The sequence below is a fragment of the Brevundimonas sp. AC546 genome, from assembly GCF_979258305.1.
This window is the reverse complement of sequence record NZ_OZ409849.1, coordinates 2,781,131-2,803,710: the sequence shown is the minus strand read 5'-3', so window position 1 is coordinate 2,803,710 and position 22,580 is coordinate 2,781,131. Positions and strand designations below refer to the sequence as shown.

Annotated in this window: 26 protein-coding genes; 10 read left to right on the top strand and 16 right to left on the bottom strand. The window is 68.4% G+C overall.

Annotated features, from left to right (window positions below):
* Positions 1–5: 5 nt before the first annotated feature.
* Positions 6–800 (top strand): hypothetical protein, encoded by a 795-nt coding sequence (locus tag ACZZZD_RS13885; protein WP_463435745.1) that lies wholly within the window; start codon positions 6–8, stop codon positions 798–800.
* Between the two features lie 96 nt (positions 801–896).
* Positions 897–1,388: a hypothetical protein gene (locus ACZZZD_RS13880; RefSeq protein WP_463435744.1), complete on the top strand. Its 492-nt coding sequence runs from the start codon at positions 897–899 to the stop codon at positions 1,386–1,388.
* Here ACZZZD_RS13880 and ACZZZD_RS13875 read toward each other — a convergent pair.
* The 11 genes from ACZZZD_RS13875 to ACZZZD_RS13825 form a co-directional block, all read right to left on the bottom strand.
* A complete protein-coding gene (locus ACZZZD_RS13875; protein ID WP_463436138.1) occupies positions 1,370–1,768 on the bottom strand; it encodes an HK97 family phage prohead protease in 399 nt (132 codons plus the stop codon). The two genes, ACZZZD_RS13880 and ACZZZD_RS13875, sit on opposite strands and share 19 nt — an antisense overlap.
* An 86-nt stretch (positions 1,769–1,854) precedes the next feature.
* Positions 1,855–2,088 (bottom strand): hypothetical protein, encoded by a 234-nt coding sequence (locus ACZZZD_RS13870; RefSeq protein WP_463435743.1) that lies wholly within the window; start codon positions 2,086–2,088, stop codon positions 1,855–1,857.
* Positions 2,085–3,257 (bottom strand): phage portal protein, encoded by a 1,173-nt coding sequence (locus tag ACZZZD_RS13865; protein WP_463435742.1) that lies wholly within the window; start codon positions 3,255–3,257, stop codon positions 2,085–2,087. Before ACZZZD_RS13865 ends, ACZZZD_RS13870 begins: the two co-directional genes overlap by 4 nt.
* A gap of 104 nt (positions 3,258–3,361) precedes the next feature.
* Positions 3,362–4,432, bottom strand: coding sequence for an acyltransferase family protein (locus ACZZZD_RS13860; RefSeq protein ID WP_463435741.1), 1,071 nt, complete (start codon positions 4,430–4,432; stop codon positions 3,362–3,364).
* Between the two features lie 38 nt (positions 4,433–4,470).
* Positions 4,471–5,598, bottom strand: coding sequence for an SGNH/GDSL hydrolase family protein (locus tag ACZZZD_RS13855; protein ID WP_463435740.1), 1,128 nt, complete (start codon positions 5,596–5,598; stop codon positions 4,471–4,473).
* Entirely contained in the window at positions 5,598–5,885 is a 288-nt protein-coding gene (locus ACZZZD_RS13850; RefSeq protein ID WP_463435739.1) for a spike base protein, RCAP_Rcc01079 family, read from the bottom strand. The genes ACZZZD_RS13855 and ACZZZD_RS13850 overlap by 1 nt, the downstream gene beginning before the upstream one ends.
* A 192-nt stretch (positions 5,886–6,077) precedes the next feature.
* Complete coding sequence (locus ACZZZD_RS13845; protein ID WP_463435738.1) at positions 6,078–7,397, bottom strand: DNA-packaging protein; 1,320 nt, start codon at positions 7,395–7,397, stop codon at positions 6,078–6,080.
* A gap of 390 nt (positions 7,398–7,787) precedes the next feature.
* The gene (locus ACZZZD_RS13840; RefSeq protein WP_463435737.1) at positions 7,788–8,240 is read right to left on the bottom strand and encodes a YcgN family cysteine cluster protein; all 453 of its coding nucleotides are present in this window, start codon (positions 8,238–8,240) and stop codon (positions 7,788–7,790) included.
* 40 nt (positions 8,241–8,280) lie between these two features.
* Positions 8,281–8,619 (bottom strand): DMT family transporter, encoded by a 339-nt coding sequence (locus ACZZZD_RS13835; RefSeq protein ID WP_463435736.1) that lies wholly within the window; start codon positions 8,617–8,619, stop codon positions 8,281–8,283.
* Positions 8,616–9,194 carry a TetR/AcrR family transcriptional regulator gene (locus tag ACZZZD_RS13830; RefSeq protein WP_463435735.1) on the bottom strand — a complete coding sequence of 193 codons (579 nt, stop codon included), beginning with the start codon at positions 9,192–9,194 and terminating at the stop codon, positions 8,616–8,618. The genes ACZZZD_RS13835 and ACZZZD_RS13830 overlap by 4 nt, the downstream gene beginning before the upstream one ends.
* Positions 9,195–9,241: 47 nt before the next feature.
* Entirely contained in the window at positions 9,242–9,835 is a 594-nt protein-coding gene (locus ACZZZD_RS13825; RefSeq protein WP_463435734.1) for a hypothetical protein, read from the bottom strand.
* Between the two features lie 103 nt (positions 9,836–9,938).
* Here ACZZZD_RS13825 and ACZZZD_RS13820 point away from each other — a divergent pair, with 103 nt between their 5' ends.
* From ACZZZD_RS13820 to ACZZZD_RS13785, 8 genes are all read left to right on the top strand, one after another.
* The gene (locus tag ACZZZD_RS13820; protein ID WP_463435733.1) at positions 9,939–11,756 is read left to right on the top strand and encodes an ABC-F family ATP-binding cassette domain-containing protein; all 1,818 of its coding nucleotides are present in this window, start codon (positions 9,939–9,941) and stop codon (positions 11,754–11,756) included.
* A 273-nt stretch (positions 11,757–12,029) separates the two neighbouring features.
* Positions 12,030–12,224, top strand: coding sequence for a hypothetical protein (locus ACZZZD_RS13815; protein ID WP_295173307.1), 195 nt, complete (start codon positions 12,030–12,032; stop codon positions 12,222–12,224).
* Positions 12,221–13,009 carry a hypothetical protein gene (locus ACZZZD_RS13810; protein ID WP_463435732.1) on the top strand — a complete coding sequence of 263 codons (789 nt, stop codon included), beginning with the start codon at positions 12,221–12,223 and terminating at the stop codon, positions 13,007–13,009. The genes ACZZZD_RS13815 and ACZZZD_RS13810 overlap by 4 nt, the downstream gene beginning before the upstream one ends.
* Positions 13,006–13,974, top strand: coding sequence for an alpha/beta hydrolase (locus ACZZZD_RS13805; protein ID WP_463435731.1), 969 nt, complete (start codon positions 13,006–13,008; stop codon positions 13,972–13,974). The genes ACZZZD_RS13810 and ACZZZD_RS13805 overlap by 4 nt, the downstream gene beginning before the upstream one ends.
* A gap of 647 nt (positions 13,975–14,621) precedes the next feature.
* On the top strand, positions 14,622–15,845 hold the full coding sequence (locus ACZZZD_RS13800) for a TonB family protein (RefSeq protein WP_463435730.1): 1,224 nt from the start codon (positions 14,622–14,624) through the stop codon (positions 15,843–15,845).
* A gap of 44 nt (positions 15,846–15,889) precedes the next feature.
* The gene (locus tag ACZZZD_RS13795; protein WP_463435729.1) at positions 15,890–16,930 is read left to right on the top strand and encodes an ABC transporter substrate-binding protein; all 1,041 of its coding nucleotides are present in this window, start codon (positions 15,890–15,892) and stop codon (positions 16,928–16,930) included.
* 92 nt (positions 16,931–17,022) lie between these two features.
* Positions 17,023–17,892 (top strand): hypothetical protein, encoded by an 870-nt coding sequence (locus ACZZZD_RS13790; RefSeq protein WP_463435728.1) that lies wholly within the window; start codon positions 17,023–17,025, stop codon positions 17,890–17,892.
* On the top strand, positions 17,889–19,019 hold the full coding sequence (locus ACZZZD_RS13785) for a DUF2336 domain-containing protein (RefSeq protein ID WP_463435727.1): 1,131 nt from the start codon (positions 17,889–17,891) through the stop codon (positions 19,017–19,019). The genes ACZZZD_RS13790 and ACZZZD_RS13785 overlap by 4 nt, the downstream gene beginning before the upstream one ends.
* Positions 19,020–19,232: 213 nt before the next feature.
* Here ACZZZD_RS13785 and ACZZZD_RS13780 read toward each other — a convergent pair whose 3' ends face one another.
* From ACZZZD_RS13780 to ACZZZD_RS13760, 5 genes are all read right to left on the bottom strand, one after another.
* Positions 19,233–19,667, bottom strand: a complete 435-nt coding sequence (locus ACZZZD_RS13780) for a Ros/MucR family transcriptional regulator (RefSeq protein WP_463435726.1) — start codon at positions 19,665–19,667, stop codon at positions 19,233–19,235.
* A 151-nt stretch (positions 19,668–19,818) separates the two neighbouring features.
* Entirely contained in the window at positions 19,819–21,039 is a 1,221-nt protein-coding gene (locus tag ACZZZD_RS13775) for a DUF2336 domain-containing protein (protein WP_463435725.1), read from the bottom strand.
* A 41-nt stretch (positions 21,040–21,080) separates the two neighbouring features.
* Positions 21,081–21,338 (bottom strand): hypothetical protein, encoded by a 258-nt coding sequence (locus ACZZZD_RS13770; protein ID WP_463435724.1) that lies wholly within the window; start codon positions 21,336–21,338, stop codon positions 21,081–21,083.
* 2 nt (positions 21,339–21,340) lie between these two features.
* Positions 21,341–21,988 (bottom strand): OmpA family protein, encoded by a 648-nt coding sequence (locus ACZZZD_RS13765; protein ID WP_463435723.1) that lies wholly within the window; start codon positions 21,986–21,988, stop codon positions 21,341–21,343.
* Entirely contained in the window at positions 21,985–22,560 is a 576-nt protein-coding gene (locus ACZZZD_RS13760; protein WP_463435722.1) for a hypothetical protein, read from the bottom strand. The genes ACZZZD_RS13765 and ACZZZD_RS13760 overlap by 4 nt, the downstream gene beginning before the upstream one ends.
* Between the last annotated feature and the right edge of the window lie 20 nt (positions 22,561–22,580).

Below are 22,580 nucleotides of genomic sequence, written 5' to 3'. Positions count from 1 at the left end.
GCCTGATGTCCCACCTCACGCCGCTCGAAAGCGCCGTCATGGACGCCATGGTCTGGCAGATGGGCGACAGCGTCCCCGACCTGGCGGCCCAGGCGGCTTCCAGCTCGCCGGGTATGCGTCGCAACACCGGCGCCGGCCTCTATTCCCGGATCGTCGTCGATGCGGACCGCATCGCCGCCAACCCGGACGCCACCGGCCTGTTCGGCACGGTCCATGTCATGGTCGGCGATCTGCCCGAACCCATCGGCTTCCAGATCGAGCTGCGCCAGGGCCGGCTGAGGGCCCTGCACGGCCAGAGCTATGGCCAGGACACCCGCGCCATCGATTTCTCCAGCACACCCTTCGGCGAGGTCTTCACCGTCGACGCCCGCGGCCAGTCCGTCCTCTATCGCCCCGCTTGGCGCGCGCCCGATCCCGTCGCCCCCAGGCCGAGACCCGCCGCCCGACCTGCCGTACAGGCCCAGCCCCTGACCAAGCACCCAGTCGCCGCCGCCAAGCCCGCCCACCCGGCCACGGCGTCCGCCGCCGCGCCCAGCCTGACCGAAATCCTCGCCAGCGCCTCCAACCCGACCGCCTCTCGCGCCGGAAAGCTGGCCCTGGTCTATCTCGGCGCCTATGCGCTGGCGGTGGTGTTCGTCCTGTTCGCCGAACTCGTCCTGCATCTCGGCTGGGTCTTCGCCGCCATCGTCGCCGCCTGGGCGCTGCGCTACATCCACAGCGCCAAGGGCCGCACCCAGATGTCCGACCTCGCCGACCGCCTTGACCGCAACGGCGCCTTCGAGGCCCTCAAGCCAAACTGAACCGCGCCCCCGGCAGCATCGGAAACGTCACGACCTTTCCTCGCACTTACACAGCGACCGGCTCCCGCTGGACACGCAAATGGATCGCGCCGACACTTGGCTAAGATGTTTGAACGAAGCGCCCATCTTTTGCTCGCCGGATTGGCTGCCCTCACCGCATCGCTCGCCTGCGACGTCGGCGCCGCCGTGGCTCAAGACGCAGAATGCTACGATGCCGAAGTCTCGGCTCGCATCGTTTCGCAGATACCGACTGTGTTCCCGGATAGTGACGATGGTTGGATCGTCATGAGTTGGCCCTGGATCGTCGATCTGGACGTAAACCGAGTTCATTCCGGTGATGCCCGCCGTGGGCGCATGACCGTTCTGGCGGTTCTACATACCTATTACCGCCGCGACCTTGGCTCGCGCCGCTGGAAACTGCGGCGCAACGATCTTGGAGGCTTTAATCTTCTTCGCGGCGCGGAAAATCTGACAACCCGATGTGCCGCCGATCAGCCGCCAGCGACAGCCTTCATCAAACCAGCTGTTGGCCAGACGCTCGAAGACCTCCGCCGCGAGGGCCGCGAGCACTACGGTCGCGACAACTGAAATCTTGCGCCGACCAAGGCCGGAAATACGACCAGCGAAACCTCCCACAGCTCGACCGCGCTCAGCACCCTCAGCCGGCCCTGACGCCGAGCCCGCGCCGTGCGGTATCCGATCGACAGTCCGTCCATCGCCCCCGCCCGGCTCAGCGCCCCGGCGAACCGCGCCTCGGCCGACCAGTCCTCGATCCGTCCGCGCACGAACAGGCCGCGCGCGTCCTCGACGATCTGCTCCCAGACCCCGACCGGCGCCCGCGCGTCGTGCTGGTTCAGCATCCGCACCCCCTCGGCGCCCGTCTTGGCCAGACTGTCCGCAAACGCCCCCGCCTGCACCACATCCCCGTTCAGATCCGCCACGCCCCACAGGGAGGCGTAGCCTTGGATTTGTAGTGGCGAGTGGCGAGTGGCGAGTGATGAGCGCTTCTCACTTCGCTCTGCTGTCTCGCCACTCGTCACTCGCTGCTCGCTACTCATTTCGCCCCCTCCAACCGTCGCTCGATCCGCTCCACGGCCGCCGCCGTCGCCTCGCCCTGGACCTCCAGCCGCGCCAGCCGTTCGGCGACCAGCCTCTGTTCCCCGACCCGCTGCTCCAGCGTCGCGATCCGCGCCGCCGCCCCGCCGGCCCAGACCAGGCCGCCAATGGTCTGCACCGCCACGGCGATCAGCAGCGCCGTCGGCACGCGCCGAATTTGATGTTCGGTCATCCGCCCAACCCCGCCATCCGCCTGCGCTCGTCATCCGTCAGGAAACTCGCCGCCTCCAGCCGCGCCCACAGGGCGTCCCGCTCGGGCTGCAGCGCCGCCACCGCCTCCAGGTCCGCCCGCACCTCGCACCCGGCGAACCGCGCGCCCAGCCAGCCCGTCATCGCCCCCGCCGCCTTCCTGACCAGCGGGATCACCGTCTGTCGCCAGAAGGCCGCATTGGCCTCGCGATAGTTGGCGTAGGTCGCGTCCCCAGGGATACCCAGCAGCTGCGGCGGCACCCCGAAGGCCAGGGCGATCTCGCGCGCCGCCGCATGTTTGCCGGCCGTAAAGTCCATCTCCGCCGGCGTCAGGCTCAGCGGCTTCCAGTCCATCCCGCCCTCCAGCAGGATCGGCCGCCCGGCGTTCGTCGCCCCGGCATAGACGTTCGACAACTGGTCCTTCAGCGCCTCGAACTGCCCGTCCGTCAGCCGCTCGCCATTGCGCGCCCCATAGACCAGCGCCCCCGACGGCCGCGCCGCATTGTCCAGCAGCGCTTTGTTCCAGGCGCCCGCCGCATTGTGCGCATCCACCCCCTGCGCCGCCGCCTCCATCGGCGACAGCCCGTACCAGTCGTCCAGCGGGTGCCACAGCTTCAGGTGCATCACCGGCGCCCAGCCGTCTGCCGCCCGCCCGATCCGAACCGAGCGTCCGTCCACGGAATAATCCCATGCCTCGGGCCAGCCCGACCGGCCAGGGACCACCTTCACCCGGTCCGACCGCAGCGCCCACAGCTCGTCCGGCGCCCCGTCCACATCCGCATCGCCGGTCGCCTCGACATAGGCGTTGCCCGACACCTGCAGCGCCCCATAGACCGCCTCCATCAACTCGGCCCCCGACTGTTCGGCATTGGGCCGGCGGATCAGTTTCGCCAGCGGATGCGCCTCGTCGCGCACCCCGTCCACGAACACCGCGAACGGCGCCGCAGCCGCCGCCTCGGCGATCATGCGGATGCAGCGATAGGCCACCGCATTCTTCTGATACCCCTCGCGCGCCAGGCTGGCGTAGTCGTTGGGCGTCCACCGCGGCCGGCCCACCCCCGACAGGGCGATCACCCCGCCCGCTCGGCTCTCCTTGCCCTCAGGCGCACGCACACGCCCCGCCTGGCCGAACGGCCACCGGATCGAAACCATCGTGTCAGTTTCCTTATTTTCGTCATCCTCGGGCTTGTCCCGAGGATCCAGACTCCCGGTCTTCGCCGGTCAGGCTCGGTGTTTCTGGATCCTAGGCACGAGGCCTAGGATGACGGCGTTGAAAACAACGTTCGTCGTTCTGGCGGCGTCATCAGCCGCAACACCGGCCGCTCCACCCACAGATGCACGACCACGCCCGCCGCCAAACTCGCCACCACAGTCAGCCCGACAACCGCATCCCCAGGCGCCACGACCATCCCGCTCTCGAACAGCCTTCCCAGAGCTCGGATCACAAGCACATGGACTAGATAGATCGAATAGGACGCATCCCCCATGAAGGCCGCCGCCCGCTCCAGCCGCCCCGGTGCCGCGTCCATCCGCTCCATCCGCACCAAACCGAACACCAGCAGCGCGCTGGGCAACCCCCAGATCAGCACCCGCCTCAACCCGTTCCACGGATCGTTCAGCGCTCGCACATCGTCGATCCCGCCATAGCCGATCACCAGCGTCAGCCCGAACCCAACCAGCGCCAGCCCGACCGCCCACAGCCCCGCCCCTCGCGGCGCCCTCCGCCAAACCGACGCGATCCCGACGCCCAGCAGAAACTCCAAAATGATCGGCGCGCCCCAGAACCTCAGCACCGGCGCCGCCACGACCAACCCGACCGCCAGCATCGCCGCATAGGCCGCGACCAACCCCCAGCCGACCCGCCGTCCACCGGCCATCGCCAACCCGAACCCGGCGTAGAACAGCATCTCGAAACACAGGGTCCACCCCGGCCCCAGCGCCGGAAACGTCAGCTCCGGTCCGCTGAACGGCCAGAACAGAAACGTCGCCGCCGCCACGTCGGGTGTCAGCGTCCCGCCCCGCGCCATCCCGATCAGGATCGGCAGCGACAGCAGCCAGTAAATCGGCGCCACCCGCCGAAACCGTCGCCACAGGAAGTCCCCGGCGGCCCGAACCCCGCCCTGCCCCCGCGTCGTCGTGGCGATGATGAAGCCGCTGATGACGAAGAACACGTCCACGCCCACGGCGCCGAAATCCTCCAGCGCGCTACCCGCCAGAACCGTCTCCAGCCCCAGCCGCGTCCCCGCCAGGTCCAGCGCATGGGCCACGACCACCGCCGTCGCCGCCGCGAACCGCAGCGCCTGCACCCCGTAAAACCGCTCCCCCATACGCCACGGTTAACACCGCGCGCGCAGAACCGACAACCTCAGATCATCACCCTTCCCCGCACCGCCTCGGCGATCCTGGCCTGGCCCGCCGCATTCGGATGGACGGCGTCGAACATCAGCCCGCTGGCGAAACCCCCGCCGAACAGGGCCGTCCCGTCGATGGGCGCCGCCAGCCCCCGCGCCGCCGCCACCTCGAACACGGCATCCCGGATCGCCCCCTGCGCCGCATAACTCGCCTTGCCCTGCACCGGGTCCGACGGACACCCTGTCATCAGCAGCACGTCCCCCGTCGTCAGGCACCGATCCACCAACAGCCCCAGCCCGGCCTTGTAGGTCGCAACCGCCGTCCCCGCATTCCAGTCGTTGATCGTCAGGCACACGAGCGACAGATCGGGCGCCGCCGCCGGGATCGAGCCATAGGCCCGGTACGGCTGGTCCGTCGTGATCCAGTCCGCGATCCTGGCCCCGCCCCATCCGGCGTTGATCACTCGCGCCCGCCGCACGTCCGACCGCCATCCGACCCCGCCCGCGATGAACACAGCCCCGCCCGAGGCCCAGCGCACCGTCACCGGCCCGCTCGTCTCGGGAAAGGCGACGGTCGCGACCTCCATCGACGCGGCCTTGGTCGTGTTCACGCTTGCGCGCACCACCCCGTCCGTCTCGACCGTCAACACCCCCAGCGCCGTATTGGTCACGGCCCACAGGTCGAACCGATCGACCGGCCCGTCGGGCTGAAAACTCCAGGCTCCGCCGGACGCCGCCGCGCCCGAGAACAGCTTTCCGCCCATCCCCGTCAGAGCATTGACGCCCCATCCCGCGCCCATCGTCACGCGCGAGTCATAGGCCCAATAGCCTCCGCTGGCCCCATCCGCCGCGCCTGCGCCCGCGACGCTGGCCGCCGAGGCCGGCAGCCCGCGCCCGCTCATCATCGCCGCCAGCCGCTCTGGCCAGGCGCCCGCCCGACCGTTCGGCGTCCACCCGCCGGAGACACCGCCAAACCCTTGCGTCACGCTGTCGCCGATGCACAACAGCCGCGCCTCGCGCCCGCCCGCCTGCATGGTCCGCACCGCCGCCGACCAGACGGGCAGGTCGCTCACGGCGAACCGCGACCGCCCCAACACCCCGCCCGGCGCCGTCGTCGCCGCCCCGATCTCGACGCCAGACATCAGTCGAAGGCCGCCACGATCTGCGTCGCCGTCGTCCCGGTCGCCAGCACGCGCCGCACCTGCACCGGCAACCAGCCCACGGGATGGTTGGCGAACGTCACCGCCTCCCCATCCTCGCTGCCGACCGTCAGCACACGGACATTGCCCGCCGAGCCGACATACAAAGCCTTGGCATAGGTCGTCAGATCGACCGTGTCGCTGGGCGCCACAGCCGCCGCGCGCCGCGCTGGCCCGCTCGCATCGCGCCCATGATTCAGCAGTCCGTCCCGCTCGGGAATGGCCGGCATCTCGTCTCTCCTGTTCCAACAAATTCTCCCTCCCCCTGCGGGGGAGGGTGGCTGAGCCGCAGGCGAAGCCGGGTGGGGGCGGCAAGGCGACCCATCACCGACCTCGCGCGATCAATCCGTGCGCCCCTGCCGGGCCGCCCCCACCCGGTCGCTCCGCGACCACCCTCCCCGGTACGGGGAGGGAAAAGACATTCACAGCCCGCGCACGCTCGGCCCCGCCGACTGCGGTCCCAGCATCAGCCGCGTGATCGCCCATACCAGAGCGTCCGCTCGATCCGGGCTGGGTCCGCCCTCGCACCCCAGGGCCAGCATTTCTTCCTCCAGCGCGGGAAAGGCATCGCAATGGACCACCCGCCCCTGTTCGTAGAGCAGGGCCACCGGCTCGGCCCGCGCCGCCTTGGACCGCGAGGCATGCACCATCTCGACCGGCGCGGGACAGTCGTTTGTCCTCAAGACCGCGCGCACCATGTCCCCGCCCTGGTTGCCCTCGGCGACCACCTCGTGCGCCCCGAAATCCCGCGCGGCCTGACAGACCGCCCCTGCCCAGCCGCCGGGCGACAGCCCCCGCACCGTCCGGTCGGCCAGCACGAAGGCCTGCCGACCCTTGCGACCGACCACCACGATCCCGCAGGCGTCGCCGCCCGCCGTCGCCGGCGGATCGACCGCCACCACCACCCGCTCCAGCTCGACCGGCCGCGCGCCCCTGGCCCGTTTCAGATCCTCGATGCGGAACAGGGCGCCTTCGCCCTCGACCACCAGGCCTTCCAGCTCCTGCGCCGCCAGCCGCGTCCCGCCATAGACGTCGTGCAGATGCGCCAGAAATCCGGGCGACAGGTTCTGCGCGTTCAGCGCCGTCGCCGCCCGCTCCGTCACCGTTCCGGCCTCGGCCATCAGCCGCCTCAGCGCAGGGATCGGCCGGGGCGTCGTCGTCACCGCCAGCAGCGGCTCGTCCCCCAGACGCAACCCGAACCTCAGGTTCGACAGCACCATCTCCGGCTTGCGCCAGGCGCAGAACTCGTCGGCCCAGGCCGCATGGAACTGCGGCCCCCTCAGACTGTCGGGATCCTCGGCCGAGAAGGCGTAGGCCGCCGACTGATTTTTCCACACCAGCCGACGCCGCCCCGCCTCCCAGCGCGGCCGGTCGCCCGGTTCCGCCAGCGCCTTGATCCCCGACGCCCCCTCCACCATCACCTCGCGCACGTCGTGCAGGGCGGGGCCGACCAGGGCCAGAGTGATGCCCGCTCTTTTGCGGGCCAGTTTGTCGATCCAGACCGACCCGGCGAAGGTCTTGCCCGACCCTCGCCCACCCAGCAGCAGCCAGGTCCGCAGGTCGTGATCAAGCGGCTTGATCTGGTGCTTCAGCAGCCGAACGTGATTGCGATGCAGCCTTAGCTCTTGCCCGTTCGTCGGCTTCGGCCTGCTTTTCTTCCATGATCCGGTCGAGCCGCTCGTATTCGACGAGGAGTTCTCCTCGGATTCGCTCGTCCTCTGCGGCGTCGTAGGTTCGTCCACCCATCTCGTCCTCTTCGTTGTCGCTCAGGCACAACAGCCGCATCGCCTCGACCGCCTTGGCCGAGCGCGCGATCACGCCGATCTGGCGCGCGACCTTTTCGGCTGCGGCCGCGTCCTCGATCTCTGTCTTGCAAACCTTCTGCGCGGCCTCTTCCATCTTGGCCTTCAGCATCAGGAACATCGGCTCCATCCACCCGGCGCAGGCCGCAGCAGTTCCGCGAGCGCCGCCACCGCCGCCCTCTCCGTCATCCCGATTTCCCGTCATGCCCAAACCATATCGCAGCAGCGTCCTCAGGCCGGAAGAACGCCCACATAATTCGCCAACGATTTGTTTTCTAAAGACTTCGACCAGCGTCATTGCGCTGGCTAGAGGGGGCTACCCTAGCAGCCTCAGCCCCGCTCCAGCATCCATTCCGGCGCCTCGAAATCCAGCGCATCCTCCGGCTCAGCCAGCGACAGCTCCGAAATCGTCTGCCCCCGCACCGACACCCCGGCCGTATGCACCGTCTCGCGACTACCCGAGATCAGGTGATGCCATCCCGCCAGCGGCCGCCCCTCGTGCAGCCGGCGATAGGCGCACGACAGGGGCATCCACCCCAGCGCCTCGATGTTTCCGGGCGTCAGCTTGATGCAGTCCGGCACCTGCGCCTTACGGTTCGCATAGTCCGAGCACGAACAGGCCTGGGAATCGAACAGCTTGCAGTGCACCCGCGTCGGAACGACGTCGCCCGTATCCTCGTCCTCGAACCGGATCACGCAGCACAGCCCGCAGCCGTCGCACAGCCCCTCCCATTCAGAAGGCGACATCTCGGCCAGGGTCTTGGTTTCCCAGTAGGGCTGCATGGCGCGCCTCATACGCGCCGCGTCGCCGCTTGTCACAGCCTCAATGCCCCACTGTCTTGGAGAACAGGTTGATCACCACCACCCCGCCGACGATCATCGTCAGCCCCGCGATGGCGGGCAGGTCCAGCCGTTGGCGGAACGCCACCGTCCCGATCACCGAGATCAAAACGACGCCCAGCCCGCTCCAGATCGCATAGGCGATCCCGACCGGCATCTGCCTCAGGGCGATCGACAGCAGGTAGAAGGCCAGGCCGTAACAGGCCGCCATCCCCGCCGTGGGCCAGGCCCTGCTGAACTGCTGCGAGGCCTGCAGCAGCGTCGTCCCCGCCACCTCCAGCGCAATGGCGCCCAGCAGCACCATCCATGTCACCGGGCTCATGCGTCGTTCGCCGTGATCGGATGGCCGGGCGTCAGCAGCGACAGCAGCGCCTGCCTCTGCTGCGGCGACACCGTGTGCGTCGCGAACAGGTCCGACATCCACAGCCCGTCCGCGATCAGCCTCAGCATCAGGGCGTCGTCGGCCCCGACCGGGTCGCTGGGATCATCCACCTTCACCTTGTCGATCCAACTGTTCCACCGCTGAGACAGCGCAGGATCGATGGCGCAGGCGGCCATCACCACCCGACCGATGCTGACGTCCTGCGGCGTCACCGGCTCGATGACCGTGGCCCGCAGATAGGCTCGGGCGTTGCGACCATAGGGCTCCGGATCGCGCGCCGCCTCGGCCAAGATCATGTCCGTATGCATCCGCCCCAGGTGATCGATCATCCCTTCCAGCAGGGCGATTTTGCTCGGGAAGTGGTGCAGCAGGGCGCCCTTGCTGACGCTCGTGCGCGCCGCCACCGCATCCAGCGTAAAGCCCGACGCCCCCAGCTCAGCCGCCACTTCCAGGGCCTTCTCGATGATTTCGGCGCGAGTGTCGTCGGGTGCGCGGCGGCGTGTGATCGTATCCATGGCCGCTACATACCAACCGGACGGTAACTGTCAATCCTCAGGTCCCATCAGGCCCCGCGCGGCGCCCGCCGTCGGCTCCAGGCCACCCAGGCGATGCCGACAACCGACACGAACACGCCGCCGAAGAACGCCCCCAGCGCCGACAGGACGACCGCGAACATCCCCGTCATGAACCCCTGCCCCACGGCGATCACGGCCTGCGGTCCGGCGCCGCCGTCATAGTCCGCCGACACCCTGTAGGTCCCGGCCCGGTCGATGCGGAACACCTGGATCGACTGCCCCTGTCGTCCGCCGAAGGTATAGGTCGAGCTGCCGCCCGGCGTACGCGTCGCCACCGGAGTTCCATCCGCCGCCACGACCTTGACCGCCAGTCCGGACACCTCGTCCACGGCATAGACCCGCCCATCGACGACGCTGCGGACCTCCAGAAACACGGTGTGGTTTCCCGGCGTCAGCGCCAGCTCGCGTGCCCCCGGCACGACGATCTGCTCCAGCCCGTCGTCCATCGCCGGCAGTTTCGTCGCCAGGATGACGACCATCGTCACGATCCCGCAGATCGCGGGCAGCACGGCCAGCAGATAGAATATCCGCCCCGGCTTGCGGTCTGGCGCGCCCCCGCGCCCGTTCGACGTCATATCCATCCCTGCATCCCCCGACTGCAAACCCTCCACGAACTACACCGTGTCGCCCGGAAACCGTCAACGCCGATGGCGGTTCGGCCTCCCCTCCTCTATATGGCCGCCCATGGCAGCCAGACCCCCCCTCGTCGCACTCAAGGACGTCCGTCTTCAGGACGGCCAGCGCCCCCTCTTCGACGGCGTCGACCTTGCGGTCGAGCCGCGCAGCCGTGCGGCCCTCGTCGGGCGCAACGGCGCCGGCAAGTCCACCCTGATGAAGGTCGTCATGGGTATGATCGAACCCGACAGCGGCGACCGTTCGGTCCAGTCCGCCGTCCGCTTCGCCTATGTGCCGCAGGAACCCGTCATCACCGGCGAGACCCTGCTGGACTACGCCTCCTCCGGCGAGGCCGAGAGCTGGACGGCCGAGAGCTGGCTCGCCACCTTCGGCCTGAACCCCGAGAAATCGACGCAAGGGTTGTCCGGCGGCGAGACCCGCCGCGCCGCCCTGGCCAAGGCCTTCGCCGAAGAGCCCGACCTGCTGCTGCTGGACGAGCCGACCAACCACCTCGACATCCTGGCCATCGAACTGCTGGAGAACGAGCTGATCCAGGCCCGGTTCGCCCTGCTGGTGGTCAGCCACGACCGCGCCTTCCTGAACCGCGTCACCAACACCGTCCATTGGCTGGAAGGCCGCCGCGTCCGCACCCTGAGCAAGGGCTTCGTCGAGTTCGACGAATGGTCCTCCAAGGTTATGGAGGAAGAAGCTGAGAGCCTGCGTCGCCTGACCAAGACCATCGAGCGCGAAACGGCCACCTTCTATTCCTCCATCACCGCCCGCCGCAGCCGCAACGAAGGCCGCGCCCGTTCGCTGAACGCCCTTCGCGCCGAACGCGCCGAGAAGATGAAGGACGCCCCGCGCGAACTCTATCTGGGCGTCGATTCCGGCGGCACGTCGGGCAAGCTGGTCGCCGAGATCAAGGGCGTGTCCAAGGGTTTCAACGGCCGCACCCTGTTCAAGGACCTGACCACCCGCATCATCCGCGGCGACCGTCTGGGCATCGTCGGTCCCAACGGCGCGGGCAAGACCACCCTGGTCAAGACCCTGCTGGGCGAACTGCCGCCTGACGAGGGCACGGTCCGCATGGGCTCCAATCTGGAGTCCGTCTATCTGGACCAGTCGCGCGAGGGTCTGAAGTCGGACATGACCCTGTGGGACGCCCTGACGCCGGGCGGCGGGGACTCTATCCTTGTGCGCGGCGTGTCCAAACACGTCGCCGCCTACGCCAAGGACTTCCTTTTCTCCGAGGCCCAGCTGCGCCAGCCAATCTCGACCCTGTCGGGCGGCGAGCGCAACCGCCTGCTTCTGGCAAGGGCGTTGGCCAAGCCCGCCAACCTGCTGATCCTCGACGAACCGACCAACGACCTGGACATGGACACGTTGGACAAGCTGGAAGAGCTGCTGGAGGGCTATGACGGCACCCTGATCCTGGTCTCCCACGACCGCGACTTCATCGACCGCCTGTCCACCTCGACCCTGGCTTTGAACGGGCGTGGCGACATCGTCGAGACCCCCGGCGGCTGGACCGACTTCATCCGCCAGAACCCCGGCTTCCTCCAGCCCGGCTCCAACCCCCGCCCCCAGGACAAGGCCGCCGCCCAACGCGCCGCCGAGGCCGCCCCGGCCGCCGTCGCCCCCAAGAAAGCCGGCAAGCTGACCTTCAAGGACGCGCATCGCCTGAAGGAACTCGAAGCCCTTATCGACGCCCTGCCCGGCACCATCGCGAAACATGATGCTGCGCTGGCCGACCCCGCCCTCTACGCCCGCGATCCCAAGACCTTCGACGCCACGATGAAGGCCGCCGACAAGGCCCGCGCCGACCTGGAATCCGCCGAACTGGAATGGCTGGAGCTGGAAGAGAAGAAGGCGGCGCTGGCGGGGTAGAGGCTCATATGGTTCATCGGACCATCCGGTCGGCCATACCCAGCCGGAACCCTACCCCACTCGTCATCCTCGCCCTTGTGGCGAGGGTCGATAGACTCCGTCGAAGAAGCGACCCACCCCGTCGACACCGGGAGTGGATTCTAGGCACAAGGCCTAGGATGACGAGAGCGGGGAAAATCCGTCCGTTGTCTGCTTACGGAATTGGCGATCCGACTTGAAACCGGTGCGCGCGTCCCGATCTTGTGTTAGCGTTAAGACACCAAAGGAGGCTCCATGTCGTATATGCAGATCGCTTCTGAAGAGACCCTGCGCGCAGGTCGCAAAATCGTAGAACAGTATGGCAGCTGGTCGGCCGCCATCGCCAAAGGCGAGCGCCGCGACGACGGCGTCGTCGTGCTGCCGGCGCCGCCTGCGGTTCAACCCGCCAGCAAGCCGACTCAGATCAAGAAGCCGGCCCGCGCCGCTTGACTGTCACCCTGGGGGTCGCCTGGGCGCTGTTCATCCTTGCGCCGGGCCTGGCGGTGTTCGCCGCCCTCTATACCTCAGGTGGCGGCAAGGTGGTCGCACCCGCTCCGCCGGCTCCCAACTCCTTCACAGCCCTTTCCATCGTCATCTTTGGCGCACTAGCGGCTCATGCGGCGGGTGCGGGCCTGTTCGTTCTCAACGACCTAGCCGCCCATCTACTGCCGTTTATCCATGTGCCCTGGAACCCGAACCCCTACGCCTATTTCCTGGCGGCGCGACCGAAGGAAGACCATTTCCTAGGCTTGGAGGCGTGGTTCCTCCTCAGCGTGCTTCTGGCCCTGTCCTACGGCGCCTATTTGGCGATGCGGGCAGCGATCAACCAGGCTGAACGCACCAGCATCGCCCGTCAGCAGCAGGAGCTGCCCCAAACGGCGACGCCCCTGTTCCGTTTCCTCTACGGGGGCTGGGCTTCGATCCTGACCCAGCTCAGCCCCGAGCCTGACTACAACAAGCACTTGGCCGCCTATGTCGTCACCAACATGGAGATCGAGGACAGCTGGGTCGGCTACGAAGGCGAGGTCGAAAGCCTTTCTCTCGATACGGACAAACAGATCGTCGCTCTGACGCTGAAGAACTGCCAAGCCTTTCGCTTGGTCTCGACCCAGACCGGCCTCAGCCACAAGGTCGTCCGCCGCACCATCCCGATTCCGCTGATGCTGATCGAGCGGTCGCAGATCAAGAACATCGCCCTCCAGGTTGTCTTCCAGCGCAGGTCCCTTCCCACATGACCCTGCGCACCCACCTCGTCGAGTTCGCCCCGCCCCAGCAGGCGGCGGTGCGACGGATCAACGCCGTCCTCGCCCGTGCGCCGCGCCTGCGCACCGACGGCTGGCGGATCGATGCGGGTCAGCGGCTGACCCTATGGCTGGACGCCGCCGCCGGGCGGGTCACGGTCCCGCGCCTGCGGAAGCGCGGCGTCACGGTCGAGATCATCCAGACCGACGGCGACCATCCCGTCCCCTTGCGCATCCTGCACCCCACGGGCACGCCCCGCGCCGTCATTCTGGACATCCACGGCGGCGGCTGGGTGCTGGGCAGCGCCAGTTTGAACGACCGCTTGAATGCCCACCTGGCGCACCACGGCTTCTGCGTCGTCTCGGTCGATTACCGCCTGCTGTCGGAACGTCGCCAAGTCTATGTCGACGCCGCCATCGCCGACTGTCTAGCCGCCGCCTACTGGACTGTGACCAATGTCGACCGCCTCGGCGCCTCGACCCTGTTCCTGACGGGCGAATCCGCCGGCGGGCATCTGGCGGCCCTGACCGCCGTGGCCCTGCGCGACCAGGGGCTGATCGACCTGGTGAAGGGCTGTGTCTTCACCTACGGCGTCTTTGATTTGTCGGGGACCGAGAGCGTGCGTTCGGCCGGCCCGGAGACCCTGCTGTTCAACGGCCCGACCATGCGCACCGACCTGGCCCGGTTGGCGCCCGACCGCGACGAGGCGGGCCTGCGCCAGCCCGACGTTTCGCCCCTCTACGCCGACCTGACGGGGTTGCCGCCCGCCCTGTTCATCGCCGGCGAGGACGATCCCCTGTTCGAGGACAGCCTGCTGATGGCCACCCGCTGGGGCGAGGCATCGGAGGCCGACCTGATCCGCGTCCCCGAGACCCCGCACGGCTTCCTGCACTTCGGCGGCCCGGCCGCCCGGGGCGCGCGCGCGGCCATCCGCCGCTGGATGGACGCGAAACTCTAGCTGGCCGACAGGATCGACACCACGAGCCCTGTGCGTCTGCGTTTCTGTGGACAAGGCAAGCCGCTGATCCGCAACCGCGAATTTGATCCGTCCACCGATGTTCACAGGCTTGTCCACCGCCGCCGGGCCAGTCGTGCACACCGGGGCGAGATCGGGCGCTTGCCTCATAGCCGGTTTCATCGGAACGTCAACAGGCCAAGGGACACGGCGGCGCGGAAATCCAGGGGAGACCCCGGACATCAAGCGAACCGGCCCGGCTCTCCGACCCGGCGCGATCGGGCGATCTTCGGATCGTAACGTGCGGCAGGCGGGATCCAGGCTCCAGTCCTCGACGGTCTCAGGATCGACAAGGAACAGGAGAACCGGATCGGGATCGAGGGACGACACGGACTAAAACGCCGTGGGACGCCCAAGACCAGGAGCGCGACGAGGTACAGCCGACCGCCCTTTCGGGTTCGCCCGGAACGACGCTGACGCCAAGGCCCTGACCCAGACGGCCAAGTCCAACCCGGACTTGGCGAGGGGACGAAGAGCACGGGTCCGCCCGCACGCTTCGTCCCCTCGCTCAATTCCGGCGTAGATTTCACGAAATCCAGCTAGACAGCCGCCGCTCCAGATGCACCCATGAGATGCAGACGGAGACACCCATGCGCGCCGCCCTGATCACCCTTGGCCTTGGCCTTGCCCTGACGACGACGCCCGCCTTGGCGTCCCCCGTGGATCAGGCCCAGGAGCCGCTGCGGACTTCTCCGGTCCGCACAGGCTACAGACCGGGCGAGACGCCCCCCGAACACTCGCTGCTTCAGATCCCCACCGCCGAAATCGCCTGCGACGGCGCGATGATCCAACCGACATACGCCGACGACCTTCGGATCGAGACCGTCCGTTTCGGCCATGAAAAGCCTGGCGTCACCCTGTCGTTCTCGATCACCGAGGACGGCCGCACACGCGACATCCGCCCCTCATCGGCGCGCATGCACCCCGCCTCCGACGAGATCGTCATTTCATCGACGCCTCCGACCGATCAGGAACAGGCCGCCCTCGCCGCGTGGCGCTTCTCAGGCGGGCCGCGCAGCGACTGCCGCCTGACGATCCGCTACACCGCCAAGCCCATCGTCGAAGCCAGTAAGGCCGACCTGCTGCGCTATTTCGCCGTCACGCGCACGCGCGGCCCGATCCGCGACGCCGTCGCCGCGCGCCTGGCCGGTCCCGACGCCAACTGCGGCGGCGATCGTCGCGGCGGCCGACGTTCGCGCACCGTGAGCTACCCCGACAACAAGATCGGCCAACGGCCGCCGCCCGGCGGTCGGTCCTGGACCGTCCTGCGCTGGGACGTGGACGCCGAGGGCCGCGCGACGAGTGTCGAGACCCTGGGTTCGTCCGGCGACGCCGTCTTCGACGCCGAGACCCGCCGCGCCGTGTCGGACACCCTCGTCGAGGGCGGCGCCCCGCTGAAGGGCTGCGTCTACAACTTCTACCGGGGCGGCGAACGCCTGCCTGCGCCGGACCTGCCCGAGCGCGAAGACGATCCGCTTCAGAACTGTCCGGCCGAAGTCCGAACGCGTTTCCAGGCGCGCGGCGCCCCGGAATCCTTCCCCGTCGCCTTCCGCGAGCGCGGCATCGAGGGCTGGGCCTTGGTGCGGTTCGACCTCGCGACCTGGGGCCAGGTCGGCAATGTCGAGGTCATCGACGCCCAACCCGCCGCCACCTTCGGCGACAGCGGCCGTCGCACGGTCCAGGCGGGCCGCGCCGAACCGTCCAACAGTCACGGCGTCCGCTGCGTCGTGCCGGTCCGCTACGTCCTGCCGACAAATCCCGTCGATGGCGAACCGATCCGAAGCGACAGGGCGGACGACATCGTCACCGACTGACGCCGCGCCTTCCCAACGCCCCTATCCCCCCGTAAGTCAGGCGCATGACCTTGTTGGGGAATCGCCTGCTGACCCGCCGCCGCGCCTTGATCGCGGGCGGTGCGGCCGTGGCGGCGGGCGCCGTGGGGCTTCGGGCCTGCGGACGGGTCGAGGCGCCGGTGGACGAGCAGGGTCGCGTGCGGCTGCGTTTCGCCACCGACTGGCGCGCCCAGGCCGAACAGGGCGGCTTCTATCAGGCCCTGGCCAGCGGGGCCTATGAGAAGCGCGGGCTGAACGTCCAGATCGTCCAGGGCGGTCCCGGCGTGAACGTGCCGCAACTGCTGGCCTCGGGCGCCGTCGAACTGGGCATGGGCTCCAACAGCTTCATCCCCCTGAACCTGGTCGCGGCCGGCGCTCCGGTGAAGGCCGTCGCCGCCTTCTTCCAGAAGGACCCGCAGGTCCTGATGGCCCACCCCGACGACACGCTGGAGACCATCGCCGATCTGACGGGTCGGCCCTTCCTGTTGTCCGACACCGGGATCAGCACCTTCTGGGTCTGGCTGAAGGCCAAATACGGCTTCACCGACGAGCAGTTACGCCCCTACGCCTACGACCCCGCCGCCTTCATCGCCAACACGCGCGCGGTGCAGCAGGGCTATCTGACCAGCGACCCCTACGCCATCGAACAGGCGGCCGATTTCGACCCCCGGGTCTTCCTGATGGCGGACGAGGGCTATCCCTCCTACGCCGCCATGGTCCTGGCGCCCAACGCCTTCGCCCGCGACAATGGCGCCGCCCTGCGCAGCTTCATCGCCGCCTCGGCCGAGGGGTGGCGCGACTATATCCGAGGCGACGCCTCGGCCGCCGACGCCCTGATCCGCAGGGACAACCCCGACATGACGCAAGCGGTGCTGGATCAGGCCCGTGAACGCCTGCGCGACAACGCCATCGTCGATGGGGGCGACGCCGCCCTCTACGGCCTGGGCGCCCTGACCGAGGACCGCTGGCAGGCCTTCTTCGACGTGACCTCACAGGCAGGCGTCTATGAGGCGGACCTGAACTGGCGCGACGCCTTCACCGACAACTATCTGCCCGGTCGCGGCTGACGCGCCTTCGCCGAAACCTGCCGTGGCGTTAGCGCGGGATTAAGTGGTCGAACCCTAGTGTGCGGGCTGCAATTCCTCACCGGAGAGCCGCCTTGCGCCGCGCCCCCCTCCTCCAGACTGTTCTCTCGACCGTCCTGACCGCCGCCAGTCTCGTGGCCGGCGCCGCCGTCGCCCAACAGGCGCCGACCAATACGGCGGGGCTGCGCTACCTGTCTTGGCCGGGCAAGCCGCCGGTCGCCGCCCGCGCGGCGCAGACGCCCGCCGCGACCCCCGCCGTGAGACAGGCCGAGGCGCCGCAGCCGACCGTCGTCGCCGCCAACCGCACCATCCCCGGCGCCATTCCCTTGGCCCGCCTAGCGCCCGCCCCCGCCGCCCCCACGCCGCGCAGCAACGGCCTGACGCCCGCCAGCGCCTGGATGGGTCAGCCCGCGCCAGTTCAGCCTGCTCCCGTGCAAGCCGCGCCCACGGCCTACATCCCCGAGCCGCAACCGCAGGCCCCCGCGCCGACCCAGCCCCAACCTCAGGCCGAGGTCGCCCCGGCCCCGGTCCCGCAGCAGGCGGCCCAAGTCGAGCCTCAGACCCAACCATCCCCCGAACCCGCCCAGGCCGCCGTCGTCGATCCGATGGCCCCGCGCCGCGACGCCCCCATCTATCGTCTGCAACGGCCCCAAGCCGGCGTGCCGCTGGACGGCGCGGCCGTCGCCGCGTCCCAGCAGACGGCCCAGATAGCCCCCGCCGGCGATCAGAGCGCCCGCTACTATTCGGTCCACCGCCAGGCCGGCCGTCATCCCGACGCCATCCAGGCGCCGCAGCAGACCTATCTGGACGCTTTGCCGGTCGAAATGACCCAGACCCCGCGCTCGAACGACCTGGCCCAGCCGGACGGTCCGCCCGCCCTGATCCGCAATGCGAACGGTTCCTTGCGCGCCGTGCCCCAGACCGAAGCCGACAACCTGCCATGACCGATCAGGCCGTGATCGACCTTCCCGTCATCGAACCCGTTGTGATCGAAGGTTCGCGCCTGCCGGAACTGATCGCCCTCGCCGGCGAAGGGTCCAGCGAGAAACGCCGCCTGCTGCTGCGCGAACTGACGAGCCACTTCTTCGGCGCATCGGAACACAACGCCAATGAGACCGCCCTCTACGGCACGGTCCTGGCCAAACTGTCCGACGAGATGGAGACGGCGGTCCGCGCCGAACTGGCCGCTCGTTTCGCCGAGGCGCCCAACGCCCCCCACAGCCTGATCCGCCGCTTCGCCGACGATGAGCTGGAGGTCGCCGAACAGGTGCTGCGCGCCTCCACCGTCCTGACCGACGAGGACCTGATCAACGTCGTGCGCAAGCGTGGTCAGGGTCATCTGCGCGCCGTCTCCGGCCGTGCGACCGTGTCCGAGGCCGTGTCCGACATCATCGTGGAGCGTGGCGACGACGACACCCTGGATACGCTGCTGCGCAACGACGGCGCCCGCCTGTCGCGCGCGGCGTCGGAAACCGCCGTCGAACGCGCCAAGGCCAATTCGGCCCTGCACGCCGCCACGGTCGAGCGCCAAAGCCTGCCCGCCGACCTGCTGAACGAGATGTATTTCGTCGTCGAGGCCCGCCTGCGTCAGCAGATCCTCGAACAGAACGCCCGCATGGACCCCGCCCTGCTGGAGGCGGCTTTAGCCGCCGGCCGCACCCGCGTGGCCACCGACGACGGCGCCCTGCCTGCCGACTATGCCGAAAACCTGGCCTACATCGACGAGCTTCAGGCCGCCGGCCAGCTGACGCCCCAGGTGCTGATCCGCTTCCTGCGCTCGAACGGCCGCACGCCCTTCCTGATCGCCCTGTCGAAACTGGCCGACATCGACTTCCACACCGCTCGCGGCATCGTCGAGCGCAAGGATCTGGACGCCCTGTCGGTGGTCTGCAAGGCGGCCGACATGGACCGCGCCATCTATCTGACCTACGCCGTCGCCGTCCTGGGGTCGGAAGACAATCCGATGGGCAAGGCCGCCGCCTACGGCCGCATGTACGGCGAACTGACCCGCGACGCCGCCCTTCGCACCCTGCGCTTCTGGCGCATGAGACGAACAGCACAGGCGGCGTAACCTCGTCTCCTCCCCACATCGTGGGGAGGGGGACCGCGCGAAGCGTGGTGGAGGGGCTCTAGAAGTCCCACAGGCGCCGGTGATGCCTCGCAGAATCCCTCCGTCACGGCGCTGAAGATGCGCCGCGCCACCTCCCCGCTTCGCAGGGAGGAGACACAAAAAACACCCGCCTCCTTTCGGAAGCGGGCGTTCTCACACCGAAAACGATCCGGCTTATTTCTTGGCGCGCGCCGTCGTGGCGCGGGCGGGTTTGCGGCCGCCCTGGCCCAGGCCCATCGACTTGGCCAGTTCCGAACGCGCCTTGGCGTAGTTCGGGGCGACCATGGGATAGTCTTTCGGCAGACCCCATTTGGCGCGGTAGTCTTCGGGGCTCATGTCGTATTTGGTGCGCAGGTGACGCTTCAACGACTTGAACTTGCGGCCGTCTTCCAGGCAGATCAGGAAGTCGGGCGCGATCGACTTGCGGATCGGCACCGCCGGTTCCTTGGGCTCAGGTTCGGCTTCGACCGGACCATTGGAAACACCCGACAGGGCGGCGTGGATATTGGCGATAAGCGCCGGCAGAGCATCTGCCGAGACAGAGTTGTTGCCGACGTAAGCCGACACGATGTCCGCCGTCATCTCGAGCAGTTCGGGCTTATCTTCCATTCTCGGCGTCTCTTTCATGATCTGTGTGCGCTCGACTGATTCTCCAGTCGAGACATCCCCATGTCCTCATAGGGTTGTTTCGGCTTGAAAGCAAACACGCGCCGAAGCGGTGCGATATGCACGTCAGTGCACATCTCTGTAGTGGTTAAGATCAGCGGCCGAAGTCTTCGGCCAACACCATCATCGCCGCACGCTCGGGCGCCGAATATTCGTCGACCGCATCATCCTCGCCGTCGCGTATGGCGCGCAGCAAGGATGGCGTCAGAGCCGAGGATAGAGACCAGTTCCAGTAACGCAGCACTGTCTGCGCCCGATCGACGGCCAGCATTTCATAGGTGATCTGCACCCGTTCCCAATCGGGATGGATCTGCCCCTCGAGCGTCGTCTCGGGCCGCCGCATCGAGCGCCACAGGTTCGTCAGATCGGTGCGCGACATCCCCGTCGCCTTGCACAGGATCGCCAGCGGCTCGCCGCCCGGATCGCCCAGCAGCTTGGCCCCCGTCAGCGGCTTGACCCCCGCCAGGAAGGCGATCTCGGACGCCGTCTCGCGCGTCAGCCCGTCGCGCGCGGCGACCATGACGGCCTGTTCCAGGCTGTCGAACGGGCTCTTGGCGATGGCGGCGCGGTTGCGCTGGCGACGCTCGATGAACTGCAGCGCCTTGCGCGCCACCGGATCGGCCCAGCCCTCTTCGGCGGCCATGGGAAAGACGTCCTCGGACGCCTCCTGCATGACTTCGCGCGACACGGCGAACCGCTGCAGGATGGTGCGACGATCCTCCGCCGCGCACCACCAGAACATGACATAGGCGCCCGACGGCCTCAGCTCGGGCCGTTTCAGCAACGAGCCGCACAGACCCGGCGATTGACGGCTGAGGCCCACCACCGCCTCGATTCCGACCTGGGACAGGCGCGCGGTCTTGTTGCGCAGCACCGCCTCGATCACCTCCATCTCTCCGAAGGAGAACAGGGTCTCGGTCACGATCTCGGACAAACCCCGGCGCGCCGCGATCAGCAGCCGGTGCTCGAAACTGGCGTCGCGCGCACAGCCGACGATGTCGGCGTCGCTGAGAGAGGCGCACTGTTCGATCAGCAGGCCCGCGATCTCGGCCTCGTCGCGCAACAGCAGGCGCGCCACGCTGTTGGGGAGCTCCGCCAGCGGCGCCAGGCGCGAGGCGACGCGCCGACGCTCCTCGCGCGACGCCAGACGCAGCATCTCGACCAGCAGATCGCCGGTGACGGACCGCTCGAAGGCGTTGATGCGGCTGGCGGGAAGGGACACGACATCGGCCAGCCGCTTCAGCAGCGCACGGCGTGCGCGCAGCGGCGTTTGCGGCGTCGCCTCTTCCCCCATCATGGCTGACAGTTCGCCCATTCGCCCACCTTAGGCGCCAGCGGTTAACCGGGCGTGAGCCGTCAACTCTTGTTGACCACGACCACGATGGCCAGGATCACGAAGGCCACGACCGCCAGGACACGCGCGATCCACGGCGCAGCGACGAAGACGCCCAACACGGTGAAGCCACTCTTGACCGCCTCCGGCCGCGTCAGCGCCTGTTTGAACGTGCCGCCGGCGCCGCCCCTATCACCCGCAATCGGATGACCGCAGTTGGGACAGGCGACCGCCGCCTCCGACACCTGGCGCGCACATGCAGGGCAAGAAATCAGGGCCATGTTCAGCCTCCCGGCTTCGGGGTGATGCGGATTTCGACGCGGCGGTTCTTCTGGCGCCCGTCTGGATCGTCCGAACCGTCTGGCCTGGCGTTGGGGGCGACCGGCTGGCGCTCCCCGAACCCTTGCGCGCCCAGGGTGCGCCCCGCCTCGCGTTGCAGCCGCGCCGCCACCGCCCGCGCGCGTCTCAGGGACAGGCCCTCGTTATAGGCGTCGTCGCCCTTGGCGTCGGTATGGCCGCCGATACTGACCTGGGCGTCGGGATAGCTTTTCAGCAGTTCGGCCGCCCTCATCAGGGCCGGCTCCGCGTCGGCCCTGATCGTCGCCTTGTCGAAGTCGAACAGCACGTCGGCCGGCAGGTCGATCACGATCACCCCTTCGCTGCGCCGCGCATTCAGCTCGGTCAGCAGGCTGCGTGTCGTCTCCACCCGTTCAGGCGCCACCTCGGACGAGACGAAGACGCTCTCCAGTTCGCTGTCCGGCCCCGCCTTGGCGAAGGTGGACTGAGGCGCGGTCATGTCCTTCTCGAAGGTCGAGATGGTTCCGATGGCGCTGCCGCTCATCAGCCGCACCGTCATGGCCGAGACAACGCTCGGCGTCAGGCCGGCGGCCAACAGCGCCGCCGCCATGGCGGGCGCGTGCCGTCGCATCATCCGGCCGCTCCGGTCGGGTTCTGGGCGGCCTGGGCCGTCAGCGGAATGGTCATGCGCAGGAACGGGCCGATGATGCTGTCCGAGGTCGAGCCTTCATTGAACACCACCGAGATTTGGTTCACCCCGGACGGCACCGCCCCCATGAAGACCAGCCGGCCGTTCATCGTGTCGCCCTTGACGATGTTCATGTTGGGATTGCCCTCGGGCGGCTTCAGGCGAAGCTTCTGGCCGTTGGGCAGTTCGATATAGGTGGCGTTGGTCGCCATCTGGACGTTGTTCGTCATGTCGCTGGCGAACGAGATGCTGACGTCCAGGATGGTGGCGTCCTCGGCTAAATCGACGTTCTTGACCCGCACCGTGGCCCCGACATCGGTCACGCCCTGCACATCGACCGGCACGTTGCGGATCTGGCGCGGCTGGGCGGTGACGGGGGTGTTTTCGGCGGCGGCGGCCTGCTGCTCCGGCGACATCGACGGATCGACTGCCGCCTTGTCGTCATTGTTCGAACATGCGGCGAGGGCCAGGGCCGAAACCCCGGCGACGGCGATCAGGCGAAGGGCGGCGACAGTCATGAAACGCTCCGGCGTTGTTG